The sequence below is a fragment of the Pseudomonas sp. Sample_14 genome (assembly GCF_004307515.1).
Classification (GTDB): domain Bacteria; phylum Pseudomonadota; class Gammaproteobacteria; order Pseudomonadales; family Pseudomonadaceae; genus Aquipseudomonas; species Aquipseudomonas atacamensis.
Map to the genome: position 1 here is coordinate 1 of NZ_RCOC01000002.1, position 22,236 is coordinate 22,236.

Annotated in this window: 23 protein-coding genes; 8 read left to right on the plus strand and 15 right to left on the minus strand. The window is 59.5% G+C overall.

The genetic code is table 11. The annotated features are described in order from the left end of the window. Positions 1-105: 105 nt before the first annotated feature. From D8U61_RS00365 to D8U61_RS00375, 3 genes are read right to left on the minus strand one after another with little or no spacing between them, the layout of a single operon-like run. Positions 106-1,341 carry an RNA polymerase sigma factor gene (locus D8U61_RS00365; RefSeq protein WP_125926448.1) on the minus strand — a complete coding sequence of 412 codons (1,236 nt, stop codon included), beginning with the start codon at positions 1,339-1,341 and terminating at the stop codon, positions 106-108. Further along, the gene (locus tag D8U61_RS00370) at positions 1,334-1,678 is read right to left on the minus strand and encodes a YciI family protein (RefSeq protein ID WP_024014039.1); all 345 of its coding nucleotides are present in this window, start codon (positions 1,676-1,678) and stop codon (positions 1,334-1,336) included. Before D8U61_RS00370 ends, D8U61_RS00365 begins: the two co-directional genes overlap by 8 nt. 40 nt (positions 1,679-1,718) lie before the next feature. Next, a complete protein-coding gene (locus D8U61_RS00375) occupies positions 1,719-2,144 on the minus strand; it encodes a nuclear transport factor 2 family protein (protein ID WP_024014040.1) in 426 nt (141 codons plus the stop codon). 142 nt (positions 2,145-2,286) lie between these two features. Here D8U61_RS00375 and D8U61_RS00380 point away from each other — a divergent pair, with 142 nt between their 5' ends. Together D8U61_RS00380 and D8U61_RS00385 are read left to right on the plus strand one after the other, a co-directional pair. Continuing rightward, positions 2,287-2,772, plus strand: a complete 486-nt coding sequence (locus tag D8U61_RS00380; RefSeq protein WP_130926236.1) for a GNAT family N-acetyltransferase — start codon at positions 2,287-2,289, stop codon at positions 2,770-2,772. Between the two features lie 18 nt (positions 2,773-2,790). Continuing rightward, positions 2,791-3,396, plus strand: a complete 606-nt coding sequence (locus D8U61_RS00385) for a pyridoxamine 5'-phosphate oxidase family protein (RefSeq protein ID WP_110602454.1) — start codon at positions 2,791-2,793, stop codon at positions 3,394-3,396. A 131-nt stretch (positions 3,397-3,527) separates the two neighbouring features. Here D8U61_RS00385 and D8U61_RS00390 read toward each other — a convergent pair whose 3' ends face one another. The 3 genes from D8U61_RS00390 to D8U61_RS00400 form a co-directional block, all read right to left on the minus strand. Next, positions 3,528-4,016: an N-acetyltransferase gene (locus tag D8U61_RS00390; RefSeq protein WP_130926237.1), complete on the minus strand. Its 489-nt coding sequence runs from the start codon at positions 4,014-4,016 to the stop codon at positions 3,528-3,530. An 88-nt stretch (positions 4,017-4,104) separates the two neighbouring features. After that, positions 4,105-4,590 (minus strand): GyrI-like domain-containing protein, encoded by a 486-nt coding sequence (locus tag D8U61_RS00395; protein WP_130926238.1) that lies wholly within the window; start codon positions 4,588-4,590, stop codon positions 4,105-4,107. Between the two features lie 69 nt (positions 4,591-4,659). Next, positions 4,660-5,322 carry a LysE family translocator gene (locus tag D8U61_RS00400; RefSeq protein ID WP_016773553.1) on the minus strand — a complete coding sequence of 221 codons (663 nt, stop codon included), beginning with the start codon at positions 5,320-5,322 and terminating at the stop codon, positions 4,660-4,662. Between the two features lie 138 nt (positions 5,323-5,460). Here D8U61_RS00400 and alaC point away from each other — a divergent pair, with 138 nt between their 5' ends. Next, entirely contained in the window at positions 5,461-6,669 is a 1,209-nt protein-coding gene (gene alaC / locus D8U61_RS00405; protein WP_024014045.1) for an alanine transaminase, read from the plus strand. Positions 6,670-6,855: 186 nt separating this feature from the next. On the opposite strand, the gene D8U61_RS00410 is transcribed toward alaC, so the two are convergent. Both D8U61_RS00410 and D8U61_RS00415 read right to left on the minus strand, forming a co-directional pair. Then, positions 6,856-8,208, minus strand: a complete 1,353-nt coding sequence (locus tag D8U61_RS00410) for a GntP family permease (protein WP_016773551.1) — start codon at positions 8,206-8,208, stop codon at positions 6,856-6,858. 82 nt (positions 8,209-8,290) lie between these two features. Next, positions 8,291-8,824, minus strand: coding sequence for a gluconokinase (locus D8U61_RS00415; RefSeq protein ID WP_110602466.1), 534 nt, complete (start codon positions 8,822-8,824; stop codon positions 8,291-8,293). Positions 8,825-9,040: 216 nt separating this feature from the next. Here D8U61_RS00415 and D8U61_RS00420 point away from each other — a divergent pair, with 216 nt between their 5' ends. Further along, positions 9,041-10,072: a LacI family DNA-binding transcriptional regulator gene (locus tag D8U61_RS00420; protein ID WP_024014046.1), complete on the plus strand. Its 1,032-nt coding sequence runs from the start codon at positions 9,041-9,043 to the stop codon at positions 10,070-10,072. Positions 10,073-10,210: 138 nt separating this feature from the next. Here D8U61_RS00420 and D8U61_RS00425 read toward each other — a convergent pair whose 3' ends face one another. After that, entirely contained in the window at positions 10,211-11,083 is an 873-nt protein-coding gene (locus D8U61_RS00425; protein ID WP_130926239.1) for a LysR family transcriptional regulator, read from the minus strand. 122 nt (positions 11,084-11,205) lie between these two features. On the opposite strand from D8U61_RS00425, the gene D8U61_RS00430 reads away from it, so the two are divergent. Next, complete coding sequence (locus D8U61_RS00430) at positions 11,206-11,646, plus strand: PACE efflux transporter (protein ID WP_130926240.1); 441 nt, start codon at positions 11,206-11,208, stop codon at positions 11,644-11,646. Positions 11,647-11,771: 125 nt separating this feature from the next. Then, positions 11,772-13,196, plus strand: coding sequence for an MFS transporter (locus tag D8U61_RS00435; RefSeq protein ID WP_130926241.1), 1,425 nt, complete (start codon positions 11,772-11,774; stop codon positions 13,194-13,196). Positions 13,197-13,331: 135 nt separating this feature from the next. Here D8U61_RS00435 and D8U61_RS28185 read toward each other — a convergent pair whose 3' ends face one another. Then, on the minus strand, positions 13,332-14,651 hold the full coding sequence (locus D8U61_RS28185; protein ID WP_130926242.1) for a PAS domain-containing methyl-accepting chemotaxis protein: 1,320 nt from the start codon (positions 14,649-14,651) through the stop codon (positions 13,332-13,334). A 721-nt stretch (positions 14,652-15,372) separates the two neighbouring features. Here D8U61_RS28185 and D8U61_RS00450 point away from each other — a divergent pair. Next, a complete protein-coding gene (locus D8U61_RS00450) occupies positions 15,373-15,795 on the plus strand; it encodes a GNAT family N-acetyltransferase (protein WP_123443668.1) in 423 nt (140 codons plus the stop codon). Positions 15,796-15,910: 115 nt separating this feature from the next. Here D8U61_RS00450 and def read toward each other — a convergent pair whose 3' ends face one another. The 3 genes from def to D8U61_RS00465 all read right to left on the minus strand — a co-directional run bounded on the left by def (position 15,911) and on the right by D8U61_RS00465 (position 17,758). Further along, positions 15,911-16,450 carry a peptide deformylase gene (def, locus tag D8U61_RS00455; protein ID WP_042607249.1) on the minus strand — a complete coding sequence of 180 codons (540 nt, stop codon included), beginning with the start codon at positions 16,448-16,450 and terminating at the stop codon, positions 15,911-15,913. Continuing rightward, complete coding sequence (locus tag D8U61_RS00460; RefSeq protein WP_123443670.1) at positions 16,447-17,403, minus strand: YihY/virulence factor BrkB family protein; 957 nt, start codon at positions 17,401-17,403, stop codon at positions 16,447-16,449. Before D8U61_RS00460 ends, def begins: the two co-directional genes overlap by 4 nt. Positions 17,404-17,566: 163 nt before the next feature. Further along, complete coding sequence (locus D8U61_RS00465) at positions 17,567-17,758, minus strand: CsbD family protein (RefSeq protein WP_016775518.1); 192 nt, start codon at positions 17,756-17,758, stop codon at positions 17,567-17,569. A gap of 194 nt (positions 17,759-17,952) precedes the next feature. Between D8U61_RS00465 and D8U61_RS00470 the strand changes: the two genes are divergently transcribed. Next, the gene (locus D8U61_RS00470) at positions 17,953-18,330 is read left to right on the plus strand and encodes a hypothetical protein (protein WP_016775519.1); all 378 of its coding nucleotides are present in this window, start codon (positions 17,953-17,955) and stop codon (positions 18,328-18,330) included. Positions 18,331-18,491: 161 nt separating this feature from the next. On the opposite strand, the gene fadD1 is transcribed toward D8U61_RS00470, so the two are convergent. After that, on the minus strand, positions 18,492-20,189 hold the full coding sequence (fadD1, locus tag D8U61_RS00475) for a long-chain-fatty-acid--CoA ligase FadD1 (protein WP_024014053.1): 1,698 nt from the start codon (positions 20,187-20,189) through the stop codon (positions 18,492-18,494). Positions 20,190-20,536: 347 nt separating this feature from the next. Beyond that, on the minus strand, positions 20,537-22,225 hold the full coding sequence (gene fadD2 / locus D8U61_RS00480; RefSeq protein ID WP_024014054.1) for a long-chain-fatty-acid--CoA ligase FadD2: 1,689 nt from the start codon (positions 22,223-22,225) through the stop codon (positions 20,537-20,539). Positions 22,226-22,236 lie beyond the last annotated feature (11 nt).

Below are 22,236 nucleotides of genomic sequence, written 5' to 3' on the forward strand. Positions count from 1 at the left end.
GTCGGTGAATCCCTCCAATATCCCCCGATCAGTCCCCTCTCCCTTTGGGAGAGGGTTAGGGTGAGGGCAATCCACAGGCTGCCCACACTAGCCAGAGCGCCAAGGTCAGAGCATTTCGAGCGCCATGATACGTGCTCGAATAAACCGCCGCTCCGGCTCCTGCCGCGTCAACTCCAGCGCCCGCTGATACGCGGCCCGCGCCTGCTCCACCCGGCCCAACTGCCGGCAAAACTCCGCCCGCGCCGAATGCGCCAAGTGGTAATCCTGCAACTCGCCCCGAGTCAAAATCCCTTCAACCAACAACAACCCGGCCAACGTCCCATCCCGTTTGGCCACCGCCACCGCGCGGTTCAGCTCGATCACCGGCGACGGCACCGCGCGCAGCAATACGTCGTACAGACCGACAATCTGCTGCCAGTCCGTTTCCGCCGCCGACGGCGCTTCCGCATGCACCGCTGCAATCGCCGCTTGCAGGCAATACGGCCCGAAGCGCCGCGTGCTCAGCGCGCGCTCGACCAGCGCGCACCCTTCGGCCATCAACCCGGCATCCCACAACGAGCGATCCTGATCGTCGAGCAATACCAGTTCACCGCTCGGCGAGGTTCGTGCCGGTCGACGTGATTCGTGCAGCAGCATCAGCGCCAGCAGACCCATGACTTCCGGCTCAGGCAGCAACTCCATCAACAAGCGCCCCAGCCGAATCGCTTCGCGCGTCAGATCCTCGCGGGTCAGCTCGGCACCGACCGAGGCCGAATAGCCTTCGTTGAACACCAGATAAATCACACGCAATACGCTGTCGAGGCGCTCGGGCAATTCGTTCAGCGTGGGCACTTGATAAGGGATTTTCGCGTCGCGGATCTTGGCCTTGGCGCGGACGATGCGCTGGGCGATCGCCGCCGGCGCCGAGAGAAAAGCGCGGGCGATTTCCTCGGTGGTGAGGTCGCAGACTTCGCGCAAGGTCAGCGGTACTTGCGCATCCGCCGCCAGGGCCGGGTGGCAGCAGGTGAAGATCAGCCGCAAGCGATCGTCTTCCACGTCTTCGCCACTCCAGTCAGCCTGTTCCAGCTCATCGAGTTGCGCCATCAGCAACGGTTGCGACGCCTTGAACCGCGCGCGCCGGCGCAGCACATCGATGGCTTTGAAACGTCCGGTGGAGACCAGCCAGGTGCGCGGGTTGTCCGGCACGCCATCGCGCTGCCAGCGTTCGACCGCGACGAAGAACGCCTCGTGCAAGGCTTCTTCGGCGAGGTCGAAATCACCGAGCAGGCGGATCAGCGTGGCCAGAATCCGCCGCGAATCCTCGCGGTAGACCTGCTCGACCCGCGCCCTGACGTTAGACATTCAACTGCCGCACCGGGCGCACTTCAACGCTGCCAACCCGGGCTGCCGGAATATTGCCGGCCACCTGAATCGCTTCGTTGAGATCCTTGGCATCGATCAGGTAAAAACCGGCCAGTTGCTCCTTGGTTTCAGCGAAAGGCCCGTCGGTGATCGACAACTTGCCATTACGCATCCGTACGGTGGTGGCGGTTTCTACCGACTCCAGCGCTTCGGCGGCGATCATCCGCCCGCTGCCCTGAATCGACTCGGCGTAGGCCCAGCATTCGGCGTCTTCCGGGCTGTCCGGCGAGGTGTGCAGCAAGCGTTCATCGCTGTAGACCAGGCATAGGTATTTCATGGCGATCTCCTGATTCGAACGGATCAACTATGGCTGAAGATCAGGGGGTTACATCGAACAGCGTCGCGCCGCTCATCGGATCGAACGGTGCCGACCAGTGCTCATGGGCAATCTTCCACGCCCCGCCGACCTGCCGATAACAGGCGGTCACACGCATCCAGCAACTCTGGGTTTCGCCCTTGTCGTTGGTGCCGCCGCAATTGGCCACCCAATGGGCGAAGGCAATGTTGTCGGCGCTTTCGATGGCGATTTCGTGGAACTCGAAGATGTGCGGACCGGGGCACATTTCCATGCACTCGACCCAGTGCGCGCGGTACGCCGCTTTGCCTTTGAATTGCAGGGCCTTGATCGCATCGAACGAGACGATGTCGTCGGCGTACAGGGCCATGACTTTTTCGACGTCCTTGGCCATTACTGCTTCGCGGTAGGTGTTGATAAGGGTCTGGATTTCGCTTTGTGCGCTCATGGTGTTCTCCGTGGTTTTTGTTGTGAAGACGTCCTTAGTCGTTTGCCCTTTGCGTAGATCGACAGGGCAAACAAAAAAATTTCGCCGACAACAATGTCGCTAGAATCCGAGCTTCAATCCTTGTAGGAAAAAGGAAATTCCCGTGTCAGCCCAACTCGTGCCTTACGACAGCCTCAGCCCTTTGCAGCGTGAGCAAGTCGAGTCGATTGAAATTCACCCCGAGCAGATCAAATTCTCCGGCGACATCCACGGTGCCCTGCATACCCTGCTGTCGAAACCCGGCCCCGGCGTGAAAGGTTTTGCCCTGTTGGCGGGCGAAGTACCGGTGGCGTTTCTGCTGCTCAAGCGCCCGCCGGTATTGCCCGACTGGGCCAACGAACACAGCGCCACGTTGCATGCTCTGCAGGTCGATCGGCGCGCGCAGGGCAAGGGTTACGGCAAGGCTTGCCTGCAAGCGCTGCCCGCTGTTGCCCGTGAAGCGTGGCCGGAGATCAAGGGGCTGGAATTGTCGGTGGACGCTGATAACGAGGCGGCGATTGCGCTGTATGCCAGGCATGGCTATGTCGACAGCGGCGAAGCGTACAAGGGCCGGATTGGGTACGAGCGGCGGATGGGGCTGTTTTTTTAAATCGTAGAGGGATAAACGATGATCGATTCGATAGAAGCATTGGAAGCCATTTACGGCCGGCCCCACGAACGCGCCGTGCGCAAGCAGATCGGCTTTCTCAACGAGGATTATCAGGCGATGGTGCGCCTGTCGCCGCTAGTGATCGTCAGCTCGGTGGGGACCGATGGCCTCGATAACTCGCCGCGCGGTGATGCGCCGGGGTTTGTTCGGATCATTGATCAAAACACGTTGGCCCTGCCGGATCGCCCGGGCAACAACCGCATCGATACCTTGCGCAATGTGCTGCACGATTCGCGGGTGTCGCTGCTGTTCATCATTCCCGGGATCGGCGAAACATTGCGGGTCAATGGCACGGCCCTGATCAGCGATGAACCGGCGTTGCTGGAGAGTTTCGCGGTGAATGGCAAACCGGCGAAAACTGTCTTGCTGGTGACGGTGGACGCGGCGTTTTTTCACTGCTCGAAAGCCTTTGTCCGCTCGGATGCGTGGAATCCCGAAACGCACCTGCCGCGCTCGGCCTTGCCATCTGCTGGCGCATTTCACAAGCGCCTGAATGACGGCCAGTTCGACGCCGACACCTACGATCGGGAAGCGCCGAAACGGGTGCGTGAAAGCCTTTACTAACCGCGCAACTACAGACACCTCAAAACCCTGTGGGAGCGAGCCTGCTCGCGAAGGCGTCGTGTCAGTCGACACTTGCTTCGCTGAAATACCGCTTTCGCGAGCAGGCTCGCTCCCACAGTTTTGATTGAAGTTCAGAGGGTCAGGATCATCTCGTGCCACGCCATGCCGCCGTGGTCGGATTCGGACGGTTTGATGTAGGCAAAACCGAAACCTGTGTATAGCGCGATGTGCTGTTCCTTGCACATCAGATGAATCGTCGCTTTGTCCATGGCGCGCATGCGCTCGATGAATTCGCCGAGCAGGCGCTTGGCCAGGCCCTGCCCTTGGTAATCCGGGTGCACCACCACCGACATGATCACCACGTTCGGGCCTTTCGGGTCGTGGCCGATCAGTTCCTTGAACGCCTCGTCGGACATCTGCACGTCGAACGCCGCGCCGGAATTGATGAAACCAGCGACCACGCCGTCCACCTCGGCGACGATGAAGCCGTCCGGCCAGGTGGCGATGCGCGTGGCGATCTTTTCGCGGGTGGCGGCTTCGTCGCCTTCATAGGCGACGGTTTCGATGGCGTAGCAGCGGTCGAGGTCGGCGGCGCTGACGTTGCGGATCACGGTGTTCATGGCAGCTCAAAAATCTGTGGAAACAAGGCCCGCCAGCATAAAGCACAACCACCGGGGCGGACATGCTCCGCCTCGATTAGTACGCCGCTCAGGCCTTGATCGGCAGCCAGATTTCCAGGGTGCCGGTATTGAGTTTCGGGTTGTAATCCTCGCTGTAGCGCTCGAATTCCGGGGCGTCCGCCGCTTCGTGGCCGGACTGCGGCAGCCAAGTGTTCCAGATGTACTGGAAGGTGTCAGGGAGTTGCGCCAGTGACCCCTTGTGCTCAAACACCGCATATTTCTGCGGCTGGATTTCAACCCAGCGGTACTTTTCCGGCAGGTCGTCGAGCTTGTCGATCTGCACCCCGGCGATGTATTCGAAACCGCCCTCGCCATCCGCATTGCAGCAAACGCCGTAGGTTATTTCGTTGACTTGCGCGGGGATTTTTCCCAAGTGCGGGATCAGTTTTTCCCACAACGCGGGAATGTCTTCGGTGGTTTGCTGAGTGAATCGCCCACCGAAACCTGCAATCAGCAAGAACTGCCCGTGTTCGAAGCGAGGCTCGGTTATCTCGACGCGTTGTTGTTCATCCATGACGCGACTCCTCAGAACGGAAAAGTGGATTCGGCTGGGAGTATAGAAAGCCCGACCCGTTTCGCACGTTTACAGCGAGTGCAACTGCTCGACGGCGCCCGAGCCGACAAACTCGTTGTAGCCAGAAACGATCACGTACACCGCGAAATAACAGAAGATCGCCGCCGATGCCAGATAGGAGTAGCGCAGAAGCTTGTCGCCCAGCAGCTTGCCGCCGTGGCTTGCGGCGAAGCACAGACCGGCCGACCAGAGCAGCCCGGCGCAGAGAAAGCCGCCCAAAAACAGCGCCGAACTCAACGGACCACCGCCACCGGATCGGGCGATCAACGTACCGCCGACCGCAGCAAACCAGAGAATCGCACTGGGCGATGACATGGCGAGGAAGATGCCGCGAAAGAATTCCTTGCGATGGGAGTTCTGCCCCACTTCCGCGGTTTCCGCCAGCAGCGCTTCGTGGTGAATCGCCGAGTAAATCATCTTCGCCGCGAAGTAGATCAGCAGCGCCGAACCGCCAATCCATAGCACCCAGCGCACGGTTTCGTATTGCAGCAGAACGGTCATGCCGGCCAAGGCCAGCACCGCATATATCAGGTCGCCGACGCAGGTGCCCAGGCCCAGGGCGAAGCCCTGAAAGTAGCCGCGCTGCATGGCCAGGGTGATCATCGCGATGTTGGCTACGCCGATATCCAGGCACAGCGAAAGGCTCAGCAAGAAGCCGCTGGTGAATTCCATTGACCGATTTTCCTTGAAAAAAATGTTTACAACCGCGCTGGACAGTATGCCATCACTGCCCTTATCTTCCGCCACAGGTCACCGCAGTGACCAGCGTCGCTCGGACGGTTCCGGGCGCTTACGTTATCCGAGGCAACAATGGCCGAACAAGGTTCGCCGCGCCGCTTTGCGCGCATAGATCGACTCCCCCCTTACGTGTTCAACATCACCGCCGAGCTGAAGATGGCCGCTCGCCGCCGTGGTGAAGACATCATCGACCTGAGCATGGGCAATCCCGACGGCGCCACGCCGCCGCACATTGTCGAAAAACTGGTGCAGGTCGCCCAGCGTGAAGACACCCACGGTTACTCGACGTCCAAAGGCATACCGCGCCTGCGCCGGGCGATTTCCAACTGGTACAAGCAGCGCTACGAAGTCGATATCGACCCGGAAAGCGAAGCCATCGTCACCATCGGTTCCAAGGAAGGCCTGGCGCATTTGATGCTGGCGACCCTGGACCAGGGCGACACCGTGCTGGTGCCGAACCCAAGTTATCCGATTCACATTTACGGCGCAGTGATTGCCGGCGCTCAGGTGCGTTCGGTGCCGTTGGTGCCGGGGGTGGATTTCTTCGATGAGCTGGAGCGCGCCATTCGCGGTTCGATTCCCAAGCCGAAAATGATGATCCTCGGCTTCCCGTCGAACCCGACCGCGCAGTGCGTGGAGCTGGACTTCTTCGAGCGGGTGATCGCCCTCGCCAAGCAATACGACGTGTTGGTCATCCACGACCTGGCGTACGCCGACATCGTCTACGACGGCTGGAAAGCCCCGTCGATCATGCAGGTGCCCGGGGCCAAGGACATTGCGGTGGAGTTTTTCACCCTGTCCAAGAGCTACAACATGGCCGGCTGGCGCATCGGTTTCATGGTCGGCAACCCGGAACTGGTCAGCGCCCTAGCGCGGATCAAGAGCTACCACGACTACGGCACGTTCACCCCGCTGCAAGTGGCGGCGATTGCCGCGCTGGAAGGCGATCAACAGTGCGTGCGCGACATCGCCGAGCAGTATCGTCAGCGTCGCAACGTGCTGGTCAAGGGCCTGCATGAATTGGGCTGGATGGTCGAGAATCCAAAGGCGTCGATGTACGTCTGGGCGAAGATTCCCGAGGCGTATGCGCATCTGGGTTCGCTGGAGTTCGCCAAGAAACTGCTGGCCGAGGCCAAGGTCTGCGTCTCGCCGGGCGTGGGTTTTGGCGAGTACGGCGATGATCACGTGCGCTTCGCGTTGATCGAAAACCAGGACCGCATCCGCCAGGCAGTGCGCGGGATTCGCGGGATGTTCCGCGCGGATGGCTTGGTTACCAAATAACTGACACGCCTCTGATCGTTCCCACGCTCTGCGTGGGAATGCCTCAATGGACGCTCTGCGTCCGCTTTGGGACGCGGAGCGTCCCGGGCTACATTCCCACGCGGAGCGTGGGAACGATCAAGCAGGAAGTCCACGCCCACAAAAAAACCGCATCACTGCGGTTTTTTTGTGCCTGCAAACTGCCGCTTAAACGAACAGCGACAGCAGCAGGATAAAGCCCAGGCCGACCACCGAGAGGATGGTTTCCATCGCGGTCCAGGTCTTGAAGGTTTCGGCCACGGTCATGTTGAAGTACTGCTTGACCAGCCAGAAACCGGCGTCGTTGACGTGGGACAGGATCAGCGAACCGGCGCCGGTGGCCAGCACCAGCAGCTCACGGTTGACGCCCGGAATCATGCCGACAACCGGCACCACAATGCCAGCGCCAGTGATGGTCGCCACGGTCGCCGAACCGGTGGCGATACGGATCACCGCCGCCACCAGCCAGGCCAGCAGGATCGGCGAGATCTGCGCGCTGACCGCCATGTGGCCGATCACGTCACCCACGCCGCTGGTCACCAGCATCTGCTTGAAGCCACCGCCGGCACCGATGATCAGAATGATCGCAGCGGTAGGCGCCAGGCTTGCGTCGAGCCATTTGAGCATCTGGTTGGAACCGATGCCCTGCTTGTAGCCGAAGGTGTACAGCGACAACAGCAACGCCAGCAGCAGTGCGGAGATCGGGTGGCCGATCATGTCCATCCAGATGCGGAAGAAGTTGCCGTCCGGCAGCGCCACGTCAGCGAAGGTTTTCAGCAGCATCAGGAACACCGGCAGCAGCACGGTGACCAGAGTAATGCTGAAGCTTGGCAGGTTGGCCGAATCGTTTTCACGGGCCAGTTGATCGACCAGCTCCTGATTCGGGTGACCCGGGATGTGCTTGGCGATGAAAGTACCGAAGATCGGACCGGCAATGATAGCGGTCGGCAGTGCGACGATCAGACCGTAGAGAATGGTCTTGCCGATGTCAGCGCCGAACACGCCGATGGCCAGCAGCGGACCCGGGTGCGGCGGCACCAGACCGTGCACGGCAGAGAGGCCGGCGAGCAGCGGGATACCGATTTTGATGATCGATACGCCAGTGCGACGCGCAACGATGAACACCAGCGGAATCAGCAGCACGAAGCCGATTTCGAAGAACAGCGGGATGCCCACCAGGAACGCGGCGAACATCATTGCCCATTGGACTTTGTCCTTGCCGAAGGCGCGGATCAGGGTCTGGGCGATCTGATCGGCGCCGCCGGATTCGGCCATCATTTTGCCGAGCATGGTGCCCAGGGCGAGGATGATGCCGACGAAACCGAGCACGCCACCGAAGCCGTCCTGGAACGCCTTGATGATGGTGTTGATCGGCATGCCGGAAGTCAGGCCAAGAAATGCGGCGGCGATGGTCAGGGCTATGAACGGGTGAATCTTGAATTTGGTGATCAGGATAATCAGGCCGATTACCGTGACCACCGCATCGAGCAGCAGGAACGTCTCGTGGGACATGCCAAACATGGGGGGTGTCTCCTGGATTGTTGTTGTTATTAAAGCGGGTTGAACAGAAGTCGGGAGGACAGCGCTGTCTTTTTCAACATACTCATACCGCCTGTTTCAGACCGTTGGCCTGCCACCAGACGTGAGCCTGCAGGGCCAGCTCTTCGACGCTGTGAATCGAGGCATTGAGCGGCAGAGTCAGCGGCTCGCCCTCGGGCGATTCGAGGGTGGCGAACTGGCTTTCGATCAACGTTGCCGGCATGAAGTGGCCCGGGCGGTGCGATACACGCTCGGCGGCGACTTCCGGAGTCAATTCAAGAAACACGAAACCCAGGCCCGGCAAGGCACTGCGCAGACGTTCGCGATAGCTGTGTTTAAGGGCGGAGCAGGTCAACACCGGGCGTTGGCCTTGGGCATCGACGCGACGCAGTTCATCGCACAGGCTGTCGAGCCAGCCAGCGCGGTCTTCGTCGTTCAGGGGGATCCCCGCGCTCATCTTTTCGATGTTCGCGGCCGGATGAAAAGTATCGCCTTCAATGGCAGTGGCGCCGCTCAATTGACACAGGGCCTGGCTGACGCACGTCTTGCCGCAACCGGCAACGCCCATGATGACCAGGGCGGTGATGGGATGACTCATATAACACCTCAGCGCGCAGACAGCGCTACCTTTGCTAGCTATGACTCTAGTGCACAGGCAGAAGTTGCCGACGCCTTCTTGTCGTTTTTTTGGGTTGCAGCAGGTTTGTTCCTGACGCCAAAGAGCACTGATCAGGCAGGACCGCGCTCACGCATTTGCAGCTGCATCAGGACAGCGCTACCTTAGTGCCTTGATTTTTGTTTGGCAAGCCGCCCGATGACCTCCCCCAAGAACGATAAAAATACCCGCACCACCGGCCGTCCGACCCTCAACGAAGTAGCCCGCTTGGCCGGCGTCAGCCCGATCACTGCCTCGCGCGCTTTGCGCGGGGTGAGCACGGTAGCCACCGAACTGGTGGAAAAAGTGCAGAAAGCCGCGCTCGAACTCAACTACGTGGTCAACCCCGCCGCCCGCGCACTGGCCTCGGCGCAGAGCCATTCGGTAGTGGTACTCGTGCCGTCGCTGTCCAACCTGCTGTTCATCGACACCCTGGAAGCCATTCATCGGGTGCTGACGCCCAAGGGCTTCGAAGTGCTGATCGGCAACTTTCACTATTCGCGCGATGAAGAAGAAAATCTGCTGCGCAACTACATGGCTTATCAGCCGCGCGGCTTTTTGCTGACCGGGTTTGATCGCACGGAAAGTTCGCGGCGGATGATCGAGGCCAGCAACATTCCTTGCGTGTACATGATGGAGCTGGACAGTGCTGCCGGAGTCAATTGCGTGGGTTTCTCGCAGTTGAGCGCCGGGGAAACTGCCGCCGAACACCTTCTGTCTCGCGGACGCAAGCGCTTGGCCTACATTGGTGCGCAGCTGGATCAGCGCACGTTGTTGCGCGGTGAAGGCTTCCGCAAGGCGTTGCAGAAGGCGGGCCGCTATGACCCGGATCTGGAAGTGCTGACACCGCGTGCTTCGTCGGTGGGTCTGGGTGGCGAGTTGTTTTTGCAATTGCTGGCGGCGCATCCGGATGTTGATGCGATTTTCTTTGGCAACGATGACCTGGCCCAAGGCGCGCTGCTGGAAGCGTTGCGCAATGGCATCAAAATTCCCGAGCAAGTGGCGATTCTCGGTTTCAACGATTTGCCGATGTCCGAACACATGGTGCCGCGCCTGAGCAGCATCAATACCCCACGCGAGGCGATCGGCCGGCGCGCGGCGGAGCAGATGCTCACGTTGATGGCGGGTAACAAAGTAGCGCGGCCGGTGGAGGATATGGGGTTTGAGCTGAAGGTTCGCGAGAGTACCTGACCTTCACAAATGCTGTGTTGAAACACAACCCTTGTGGGAGCGAGCCTGCTCGCGAAAGCGGTGGGTAAGTCAGCTTTGATGCAGCTGACACGACGCCTTCGCGAGCAGGCTCGCTCCCACAGGGGATCTCTACCAAATTCAATGGCTGAGCAGGTCAACCAACGCCTGCGCACCCTTCTGCAAGGGCTGGCTCTTGAGCCACACCGCGTGCACAGGCAGCACCAGGCCATTTTCGATGTTGCGAAAATTCAGCCTTTTCAAACGTCCCGTGTCCAGCCACGGCTGTACCACCGACAGCGGAAAATTACCCCAGCCCAACCCCGCTTCGACCATTTCCATTGCCGTCTCAAGATTGTCCGTACGCCAGTAGGATTCGGCCACCAACGGCCGCGTTTCGCTGATCGGCAAGTCACGGCTGGCGACGATGATCTGCCGCACTTGCACCAGATCTTCCAGAAACACATCACGCCCCTGCAACAAAGGGCTGTCCGCCGCCAGCGTGGCGATCATGCGTTCGCTGCCGACGAACTGAAACCGCTCCAGCGCATTCACGCTCAAACCGGCGAACGCCAGACACACGCTGACCCTGCCAGTGTGCAACATCGCCAGCACATCATCCTGCGGCGCAGTCAGCACTTCGATGTCGAGCAACGGATGCCGCTCGGCAATCACCTTGATCGCTGCCAGCAAGCGCCGCCGATCAACGTCCGCAACCACGCCGATCGACAACCTGCTTTCCAGTCCCAACGACAGTTCCACCGCATGCACTTGCAGCTGCTTGAGCTGCTCGGCGATCAGTCGCGCGTGCGGCACCAACGACTGCGCCATCGCCGTGGGTTGCGGCTCGCGATGACTGCGGTCGAACAACGGGTAACCGAGTTCCGCTTCAAGATTGGCAATGCCCATGCTCACCGCGGAGGGCACCTTGCCCAACTGCCGCGCGGCAGCGGAGAACGAGCCGCGTTCGATCACCGCGAGAAACAATTCGATGCTGTCGCTGCTGAAATTCAAATGCCTCACCTATCAATAAAACTGAAAGCTTCCGACTTTTTCTGTCAGGTCTATTGAAGCTATCTTTCGTCGCCTTCGCCAGCCCTGCTGGCAAACATTCGGCAAGAAAGAGGCAAATCTGCATGCAAGGCGTGAAACGCAAACTGGTCTACGTGTCGCTCTACGAAGTGATTGGGATGACCTTCTCGGCCCTCGGCCTGGCGTTGCTCTCGGGCACGTCGCCGGGCAGCACCGGGCCGCTGGCGGTGATCATCACCAGCATCGCCGTGACCTGGAATTTCATCTACACCTCATTGTTCGAGCGCTGGGAAAGTCGCCAGATCTCGCGCACCCGTACGGTCAAACGACGTATCGCCCATGCGGTCGGCTTTCAACTGACGCTGATCGTGTTCCTGATTCCGCTGATTGCGTGGTGGATGAACATCAGCCTGATGCAGGCGTTCCTGCTGGATCTGGCACTTATCATTTTCATCCCGTGCTACACCTTCGTATTCAACTGGCTGTTCGACCGCATTTTCGGCTTGCCGAGCTCGGCGCTGCCGGATTCTGCCGCTGCGACATAAATCGCTAATTCGTAAGCAGATATTGCGAGAAATCATCGGTTCTAACTGTTAAACCGCCGACATTCACAATCCGCCAACACCGATAGCAGGCTAAGCTTTTCCATCAATAAAAAATGGATCAGCTTATGACTGCTCACACTCCCGCCGCCGCGCCCAGTGATGGCATCGACCCGGTACGCGCCGCCGAAATTTCCGCCCGCATTGATCGGCTGCCCGCCGTTGCTACCATCTGGCGTCTGGTGGCGCTGCTGTCGATCGGCGGATTTTTCGAACTCTACGATCTGTTCCAGACCGCCTACATCAGTCCTGGGCTGATTCGCGACGGCTTGTTCGCCACGGGCAAGCAAGGCGTGTTCGGTTTCTCCGATCAGGCGGCGTTTGCCTCGGCGACGTTCCTCGGCCTGTTCCTCGGCGCCAGCCTGCTCAGTCCGCTGGCGGATCGTTTCGGTCGCCGGGCGATCTTCACCTTCGCGCTGATCTGGTACACGGTGGCGACAGTGCTGATGGGGATTCAGACCTCGGCGCTGGGCATCATCGGCATGCGTTTTCTGGTCGGCATCGGCCTCGGTATCGAGCTGGTGACCATCGACGCTTACCTCTCGGAACTGGTGCCCAAGCGCATGCGCAGCTCGGCGTTTGCCTTTGCGTTTTTCGTGCAGTTCCTCTCGGTGCCGGCGGTGGCCTTGATGTCGTGGTGGCTGGTGCCGCAAGCGCCGTTCGGCATTTCCGGCTGGCGTTGGGTAGTGTTGGCCAGCGCGGTGTTTGCGCTGTTTATCTGGTGGCTGCGCAAGCGTCTGCCGGAATCGCCGCGCTGGCTTGCGCAGCATGGTCGCTTTGATGAGGCCAACCGGATCCTCGACCATCTCGAAGCGCGCTGCGCCAAGGATTACGGCAAAGCGCTGGATGCGCCGGAACCAGTGTCAGTCGATGTCGAAGGCAAGGGCCGCTTCGCCGATATCTGGCAACCGCCCTACCGGCGTCGCGCACTGATGCTGATTGTCTTCCACATCTTTCAGGCAATCGGTTTCTTCGGTTTCGGCAACTGGTTGCCGGCGCTGCTTTCGGGGCAAGGCGTGAGCGTCACCCACAGTTTGATGTACGCCTTCATCATCACCCTCGCCTACCCGCTCGGGCCGTTGCTGTTCGTGAAGTTCGCCAACCGTTTCGAGAACAAATGGCAGATCGTCGGCTCGGCCCTCGGCGCGATGACCTTCGGCACCCTGTTCGCCCTGCAGAGCAGCGCCTTCGGGCTGATTTTCTGCGGGGTGATGATCACCTTCTGCAACGCCTGGCTGAGCTTCAGTTATCACTCCTACCAGAGCGAGCTGTTCCCGACCAACATCCGCGCCCGCGCGGTCGGGTTCTGCTATTCGTTCAGTCGCTTGTCGACGGTGTTCAGCAGTCTGCTGATCGGCATGTTCCTGGATAATTTCGGCACGCCGGGGGTACTGGCGTTTATCGTCAGCAGCATGCTGATCGTGATGCTGACCATCGGCTGGTTCGGCCCGCGTACGCGTAATCTGGCGCTGGAGAATATTGCTCATCGTTGACGGCCAACACAGGACTCACCTGTGGGAGCGAGCCTGCTCGCGAAGGCGTCGTGTCAGTGGCTATAGGCTTGACTGACACAATGCTTTCGCGAGCAGGCTCGCTCCCACATTGGTTACTGGTGATGTTGAAACAGCTCAGTTCAATTGCAGGGTTTCATTGAACTGGCTGATCGCATCCACCACATGCCGCGAGCCCTGCTGAATCTCGAGGATCACCTCGCCCGCCTCGTTCGCCAGTTCCACGCCCAACCCGGTTCGGCTCAGGCTCGACTGCATGCTCGATACCGCGCTCAGCGACAGGTCGTGGTTCTTGCGCACCACGTCGACAATTTCCAGAGTGGCCTGACTGGTCCGCGCGGCGAGGCTGCGCACCTCATCGGCGACGACGGCAAAACCCCGCCCATGCTCACCGGCCCGCGCCGCTTCGATCGCGGCGTTGAGTGCCAGCAGGTTGGTCTGATCGGCAATGCCGCGAATGGTCTGGACGATGGTGCCGATGATGTCCGACTGTTTGCTGACCGCATCGATGCTCACCGCGGCTTCGTTCAGATCGCGGGAAATGTCCTGAATGATCTGCACGGTCTGCTGCACGACTTGTGAGCCTTTTTGCGCGCAGGCGTCGTTTTGTACCGAGGTGCTGTGGGCCGATTCCGCAGCGTTTTGCAGGGTGGTCATCTGCCGGGTGATGTCGCTGGCGAACTTGACCACTTTGTACAAGCGGCCCTTGGCGTCGAACAGCGGGTTATACGAGGCTTCCAGATAAACCATCTGGCCGGACTTGTTCTTGCGTTCGAAACGGTGCGAGTGATATTCGCCGCGATTGAGCGAAGCCCAGAAAGCTTTGTATTGCGCGGATTCGGCTTCGGCACGGTGACAGAACACGCTGTGGTGCTGGCCGACAATTTCAGGGTGCGCGTACTGCATGGTCTGCAGAAAGTTGTCGTTGGCGCGGATGACATGGCCTTCGGGAGTGAACTCGATCACCGCCATGGAACGACCGATCGCCGCCAGCATGGCTTCTTCTTCATGTTCTTTGTTGATGCGCGCGGTGATGTCCGCCGCGACCTTGATCACACTTCTGACCTGTTTGTCGGGCCCGAACACCGGCATGTAACTGGCTTCAAGCCAGATCTCCCGGCCGCTCTTGTTCAGGCGAAGAAAAGTGCCACTGAGCGGTTCACCACGAGCCAGGTCGCGCCACAACTTCGCGTAGTCCTCGCTGCGGTAGAAGCTTTCTTCACAGAAGATCCGATGGTGTTTGCCGCGCACTTCTTCGGCGCTGTAGCCCATGGTCTTGCAGAAGTTCTCGTTGGCGTCGAGAACGATGCCGTCCGGGGTGAACTCGATCATCGCCATCGAGCGGCTGATCGCCTCTATTTTCGCGTTGGCCTCGGTCAGCGCACAGCTGAAACGCTCGATTTCCCGCAGGTCAGCCTTGTGATGTAGGTTGAACATGGTTGTATCACCTTCCGCGCGTTCTTTTGATTTGATGAAAGTTCAGGTCTTGCAAGATCCATCACTACGTTCCACAGAACAGGCACACGCCTTCCTCCACGGGAGGAAGTTGTCAGGTGATAAATGATGATCAATCGGAGGGTCCCAGCAGCGACGCTCTGATCAAGACATCCTTTTCTTGATAGCCCGCAAGCGGGCCAGCCCTAACGTGTAGAAGAACTTCCATTTAGATGACGCTCCTTGTTGGTTCAGTGTCGGTGCCTTGGATTGCGCACTCTGGCAGCATGAATCACGGACCAACCTGGTACCGCCGCCCTGTTGGCATGACGGTCGACATGGTTAGTTACCTGCAAAGCATAGCCATCCCGACGCCGGGCGCAAGGCCACTAGTCGGCCAGTATCTGGCATTTTTTGCACAAGAAACGGTTCAGCGCGGGAGACAGTGTGGTGAAAACGGGCGTTTTCGCCAGCGAAGCGGAAGCCCGCGAAACGGGCTCCCGTAGAGATTGCTTAATGGCCGAAGATGTCGACCTTCTTGGCTTTCTTCTCGGCACGTTTTTCAATCGCAGTTTTGGCCGGTTTCTTCTTCGCGGCTTTCTTTGAATCCATACCTTTGGACATGATCGGTACTCCACTCACAGGGGTGTGAGTTCAGGTATACACCTATCCCGAAGCGCGCGTTCTTTTATAATCGGCGCTTTTCGCAGCGACAGCCCGAACCATGTCCGATATCCACTACAGCCAGCTCGACGAATCGTTGTGGCCGCTGATGAACAAGTTCTACCGCAGCCACCAGTCGTCGATGAAAGCCGTGCGCGAGGCACAATTGTGGGTAGCGCGGCGCGGCGAGATCGTTGCGGCGCTGTGCCTGCGTCCAGTATCGGGCGGGCATTGGCTGACGGGGGTGTTTGTTGATCCGGGGTGTCGCGAGCAGGGAATTGCTGCGCAACTGATCGCGGCGGCGGTTGCTGAGGTGGACGAGCCGGTGTGGCTGTTTTGCCATCCTGATTTGCGCGGTTTTTATGAGCGACGCGGGTTCAGCTTCGATCCGCCGCTGCCGCAGGCGATGGCCGAGCGGTTGAGCCGATATGCGCGGAGCAAGCCGATGATTGCGATGGAACTCAATCCCGCAGATTTACGCTGAACCCTTGTGGGAGCGAGCCTGCTCGCGAATGCGGTGTGTCAGCGCCGAAGTTGGTTCTGATACTCCGCGTTCGCGAGCAGGCTCGCTCCCACAGGGGTTGATGGTGTTCTGACAATCAGTCGTCAGCCATGGGATCAAGGTCCGGAAACAGCACTTCGGTAAAGCCGAACTTGCTGAAATCGGTAATCCGCGACGGATACAGCCGACCGATCAGGTGATCGCATTCATGCTGCACCACCCGTGCATGAAACCCCGAGGCCACGCGCACGATCGGCTCGCCCTTGGGATCAAAGCCTTCGTAGCGAATCTGCTGATAGCGATCCACCGCACCGCGCAGCCCCGGCACCGAAAGACAGCCTTCGAAGCCCTCTTCCATCAGTGGATTCAACGGCGTGATCAGCGGGTTGATCAGGATCGTCTGCGGCACTGCTTCAGCATCCGGGTAACGCTCGCTGTGTTCGAAGCCGAAGATCACCAGTTGCAGGTCGACGCCGATCTGCGGCGCCGCGAGGCCAACGCCGCCGACGCTTTCCATGGTCTGGAACATGTCGTCGATCAATTGCCAGAGCTCGGCGCTGTTGAACATTTCCGGTGGTACCGGCGGGGCGATGCGCAGCAGGCGCTCATCACCCATTTTCAGAATTTCACGAATCATGGTCGCGCTTCGTCAGTGTCCGGCTTGAGCGAATGATCGCGGCCCAGGCCCGAGACGTGTTGTTTGGTGGATTCGTCGGGCTCGCCAGGGGCCTTTTCGCCCTTGTCCTTGCCTTCGGCGGACATGTGCTCGATCACTGCATTCATTTCTGCGCCGAGCAACAGCACCGCCGCGGAAATATAGAAATACAGCAAGAGCACGATGATCGCCCCGATGCTGCCATACATCGCGTTGTAGTTGGCGAAGGTTTTCACGTAAAAGGCAAACCCCAACGAGGCTAGGATCCACACCACTACAGCCAGCACCGAACCTGGGGTGATGAAGCGGAAGTCCTGTTTGACGTCGGGCATCACGTAATAGATCAGCGCCACCGCGACCATCATCAGAATCACGATCACCGGCCAGCGCGCAATCGTCCACACCGTGACGATGAAGTCTTCCAGCCCCACTTGTGCGGCAATCCAGCCCATCACCTGCGGCCCGAGCACCATCAGCGCAGCGGCGATCAGCAGCATGCCGGCGATGCCGACGGTGTAGACGATCGACAAAGGGAAACGCTTCCAGATCGGCCGGCCTTCGACCACGTCGTAAGCGGCGTTCATCGCGCTCATCATCAGGCGCACGCCGGCGGACGCGGTGTACAGGGCGATCACGATACCGATCGACAGCAGGCCACCCTTGGATTGCTGCAACTGATCGATCACCGGGTTGACCTGCTCCAGCGCCTGCGGCGGCAGCACCAGTTCGGATTGCAGACGCAGCCAGGAGAAGAAATCCGGCAGGTGCAGGAAACCGATCAGGGCGATCAGGAAAAGAATGAACGGGAAGAGCGAGAACAGCATCTGGTAGGCCAGTGCCGAGGCGTAGGTCGACATTTCGTCATCGACGAACTCAGTGACCGTGCGCACCATCACCCGGTGCAGGGGCAGACCTTTCATGTCCGGGAATATCATTCGCGTCTCCTTGCGCCGCAAAAGGTTGAAGTCGTGGCGACTCAGGGGCCGTTTTTTACCTCAAGGTAGCCTACTTGGCGATCCTTTGGCGGATGACCGCAGGGTTCTGATACAAAAACGGCCATCCTTGGATGGCCGCTCGTGTGATTCGTTCAAGGCTCGCTTACGCCTTGTCGACGCCCTTTTTCACAGCGTCCTTGGCGTTGCCAACCGCTTGCTGGGCTTCACCTTTTTTCTCTTGAACCTTGCCTTCGGCGCGCATCTTGTCGTTATCAGTAGCTTTGCCGACGCCTTGCTTGATATTGCCGACGGCTTCGTTGGCCATGCCTTTTACTTTATCGCCTGTGCTACTCATGGTGTTTCTCCGTGAAGCATAAAGGGAAGAAAAGTCATTACGTAACGATTGACCGGTGCGCTTTGCGCCGAGTTTCATTTATTTTGCTGGCATTTCGTCGTGGCATGCAGGTTGCGCTTTATGTTTGCCGGCGTTGCCCCGAGAATGCTCAGCCTACGGGCGCTGAGCCCGGCACACCGATTCGCAGGAATGTCATGAAGCTCAATAAAACCCAGGCCATCGCCCGTCGCAACCAGGAACTGGGCGGCGCCGTGCTCGGCACCAACAACTGCCACTTCGCCGAACTGAACCGTAACCGCAACATCTGGTGGTTCGACCTGCCGGTGTCGCGCTTGGCCATCGGTCAGTACGAGTGGATTCACTTGCTGCTGCACACCCCGGCCACCGATGAGTTGCTGCACCTGAAAGTGCCGACGGTGTTCCTGCGCGAAAAGCTCGAAGGCCTGGTGATTCGCAACGAAGGCAAACGCAAGGCGGCGCTGAGCCTGGAATTGAGTGCGGACAAGGATTCGTATCTGCAGGACATGCGACCGGCGGGGACCAATGTGAATTTTGCGCCGTTTCGTCAGTAGGATTGCACTTGATCGTTCCCACGCTCTGCGTGGGAATGCATCTCGGGACGCTCTGCGTCCCTGCAGTGCTGGACGCGGAGCGTCCGGGGCGGCATTCCCACGCGGAGCGTGGGAACGATCAGTTCACCAACAAAAAGCCCCGCATCTGCGGGGCTTTTTATTTACGCGGCAGACTTGGCCTTGATCTTCTTCAGCTCTTCATCCCGCAATTCGCGGCGCAGGATCTTGCCGACGTTGGTGGTCGGCAGGGCATCGCGGAATTCCACCGAACGCGGCACTTTGTACCCGGTAACGTTGGCGCGCATGTGGTCCATGACCTGTTCTTTGGTCAGGGTCACTCCCGGTTTGGCGACGATGAAAATCTTGATCGCCTCACCCGACTTCTCGTCCGGCACGCCGATCGCCGCACACTGCAACACGCCCGGCAAAGTCGCCAGCACGTCTTCCAGTTCGTTCGGATAGACGTTGAAGCCTGACACCAGAATCATGTCTTTCTTGCGATCGACGATGCGCATGTAGCCGTCCGGCTGGATCAGCGCGATGTCACCGGTTTTCAGCCAGCCGTCGCTGTCGAGCATTTCATCGGTGGCTTCCTGACGCTGCCAGTAACCCTTCATCACTTGCGGGCCTTTGACGCACAACTCGCCGATTTCGCCCAGCGGCTGCTCGACACCGGCATCGTCAATGACTTTGCACAGGGTCGACGGTACCGGAATGCCAATGGTGCCGATCTGGATGTGCTGGATCGGGTTGACCGTGGCCACTGGGCTGGTTTCGGTCATGCCGTAGCCTTCGCAGATGGCGCAACCGGTCACGGCTTTCCAGCGCTCGGCTGCGGCCAGTTGCAGGGCCATGCCGCCGGACAGGGTGACTTTAAGCGCGGAGAAATCCAGTTTGCGGAAACCTTCGTTGTTGCACAGCGCCACGAACAGCGTGTTCAGACCGACAAAACCGCTGAACTTCCACTTCGACAGTTCCTTGACCATCGCCGGCAGGTCGCGCGGGTTGCTGATCAGGATGTTGTGGTTGCCGATCAGCATCATCGCCATGCAATGAAAGGTGAACGCATAGATGTGATACAGCGGCAGCGGCGTGATCAGGATCTCGCAGCCTTCGTTGAGGTTGGAGCCCATCAGCGCCTTGCATTGCAGCATGTTGGCGACCAGGTTGCGGTGCGTCAGCATCGCGCCCTTGGCCACGCCGGTGGTGCCGCCGGTGTATTGCAGCACCGCGACATCGCCGCTGTCCGGGTTGGCTTCGGCCACTGGCTGGCCGTGGCCCTTGCTCAGGACGTCGTTGAATTTGATGGCTTTGGGCAAGTGATAGGCCGGGACCATTTTCTTCACGTACTTGATGACGCTGTTGATCAGCAGGCGCTTGATCGGCGGCAGCAAGTCGGCGACTTCGGTGACGATGACGTGCTTGACGCCGGTCTTCGGCACCACGGCTTCGGCCAGGTGCGCCATGTTCGCCAGGCACACCAGGGCTTTGGCGCCGGAGTCGTTGAATTGGTGTTCCATTTCCCGCGCGGTGTACAGCGGGTTGGTGTTGACCACGATCAGCCCGGCGCGAATGGCACCGAAGACCGCGACCGGGTACTGGAGGACGTTGGGCAGTTGCACGGCGATTCGATCACCGGGCTGCAAGTCGGTATGCTGTTGCAGATACGCGGCAAAGGCCCCGGACAGCTCGTACAGCTCACCGTAGGTGATTGTCTTGCCGAGGTTGCTGAAAGCCGGTTTGTTGGCGAAGCGTTGGCAGGATTGCTTCAACACTGCCTGAATGTTCGGATACTCGTCTGGATTGATCTCGGCTGCGATTCCAGCCGGGTACTTATCCTTCCAAAAGTCTTCGATCATGGAAGCCCACTCCTCAGCAACGCGAATTCTTCACCGCATTTGATGCGATTATTATTGGTGTGTGTTTTGTATTGGTGAATCCGGCGTTTTACAGGCCGAGAAGTCACAAAGCGCGCCGAGAGTAGCAGCTTTGCCAAGGGTCGACCAGAGCCAAAAGAGGCCCCTACAGTCATATTGATGACTCAAGACTTTCCAGCGGTCATTTTAGAGCAAAAATCCTATAACTCCCCAAAACCCCCGAATTCAGCGGGCACAAAAGATTCGCGAGCAGGCTCGCTCCCACAGAAACCATCGATACCTGTGGGAGCGAGCCTGCTCGCGAATGTCACAAGCGCTGCGGTTCAGACCTAGGCGATATCCCGCAACTCGCGCCGCAGAATTTTCCCTACAGGCGTCATCGGCAACGACTCACGCAGCACGATGTGTTTCGGCACCTTGTAGGCCGTGAAATTCTCTTTGCAGTACGCCTTCAGCTCTTCCAGGCTGACCCCGCTCTCCCGCGCTACCACAAACAGCTTCACCGCCTCTCCCGAACGTTCGTCCGGCACGCCGATGACCGCGCAGTTGGCGACTTTCGGGTGGGCCATGACCACGTCTTCGATTTCGTTGGGGTACACGTTGAAACCGGAGACGATGATCATGTCCTTCTTGCGATCGACGATGCGCACAAAACCGTCCGGGTCGATCACGGCGATATCGCCAGACTTGAACCAACCCTCGGCATCCAGCACTTCGGCGGTGGCTTCGGGTTTGTTCCAGTAACCCTTCATGATCTGCGGGCCTTTGATGCACAGCTCGCCGCGCTCGCCCAGCGGCTGTTCGACGCCGTCATCGTTGATGATTTTCACCAGCGTGCCCGGCACCGGCAGGCCCACCGTGCCCAGGCGCGACTGATCGCCGTAAGGGTTGGTGCAGGCTACTGGCGAGGTTTCGGTCAGGCCGTAGCCTTCGGTGATACGGCAACCGGTCATCTGCTCCCAGCGCTCGGCGGTGGCCTTGACCAGCGCGGTGCCGCCGGAGTTGGTCAGCTTCAGACTGGAGAAATCCAGGGTCTTGAAGTCAGGGTGATCCATCAGCGCAACGAACAAGGTGTTCAAACCCAGCAGCGCCGAGAAGCGCCAGTTCTTCAGTTCCTTGATGAAGCCGGCAATGTCGCGCGGATTGGAGATCAGTACGTTGTGATTGCCCGAGACCATCATGCACATGCAATTCGCGGTGAAAGCATAGATGTGGTACAGCGGCAGCGGCGCGATCATCACCTCCTGGCCTTCGCGCAACAGCGGCTGACCGTCCGGGCCGAGCTGAGCCAGACAGGCGCGCACCTGCTGCATGTTCGCCACCAGATTGCCGTGGGTGAGCATCGCGCCCTTCGCCAGGCCGGTGGTGCCGCCGGTGTATTGCAGCACGGCGATGTCATCGAGGCCGACGTTCAGCGGTTTGATGCCCAGGCCGCGGCCCATGCGCAGCGCGCTTTTGAACGAGGTCGCTTGCGGCAGCGAATACTCGGGAACCAGTTTCTTCACTTTGCTGACCACGGTGTTGACCAGCCAGCCTTTGGCGGTGGGCATCAGGTCGCCCATCTTCGCTTCGATCAAATATTGGATGTCGGTGTCAGGCAGCACTTCCTGGACTTTCTGCCCGAACAGGTTCAGATAGACCAGCGCGCGCGCGCCGGAATCCTTGAACTGGTGGCGCATTTCCCGTGGCGTATACAACGGGTTGGTATTGACCACGATCAGCCCGGCGCGCAGCGCGCCGAACACGGCAATCGGATAATGCAGAACGTTGGGCATCTGCACCGCAATGCGATCCCCCGGCACCAGATCGGTATGGGCCTGCAGGTAACCGGCGAACGCCGCGCTCTGGCGCTCCAGTTCGGCGTAGGTCAGGGTGATGCCCATGCTGCTGAACGCCGGGCGGTCAGCGAACTTCTTGCAGGAACGCTCAAACACTTCGATGACCGACTTGAACTCGCCCATGTCGATGTCCAGCGGTACGCCGGCCGGGCGTTTGTCATTCCAGAAATCAGGTTGCATTGTTCTTGTCC